The sequence below is a fragment of the Streptomyces sp. URMC 126 genome (assembly GCF_051386555.1).
Classification (GTDB): Bacteria; Actinomycetota; Actinomycetes; order Streptomycetales; family Streptomycetaceae; genus Streptomyces.
Window position 1 is genome coordinate 1 of the sequence record NZ_JBPQTX010000884.1, and the last position, 271, is coordinate 271.

Here is a 271-nt window from a genome sequence, read left to right on the forward strand (position 1 = left end):
GTCGTGTGGTAGTCGGCCGACCGAAGCCGGACGCCGGGCATGGGGCGCAGCTGCACCGTGGCGTAGGTATAGCGGTTCAGCGCCACATTGACGACGGCGCCGCCCTCGCGCTCCGCAAAGGGCGATACATCTGTCCAGCCGCCGGTGAGGTCGATGCGCGCGGGCGCGCGACCGCAGATGATCATCACAAACTCCTGTGGCTCGGCGTGCAGCGCTTGGGCCATGGATCGCATCTGGCCGCGTCGCAGTGTACCATACCGCGGCATTGCGC

1 protein-coding gene is annotated in these 271 nt (G+C 67.9%); it reads right to left on the reverse strand.

Going from position 1 to position 271, the window contains the following annotated elements:
- Positions 1 to 224 (reverse strand): hypothetical protein (locus ACSNOK_RS34340; RefSeq protein ID WP_436784643.1); only part of this gene is annotated, 224 nt, incomplete at its 3' end.
- Positions 225 to 271: the final 47 nt, after the last annotated feature.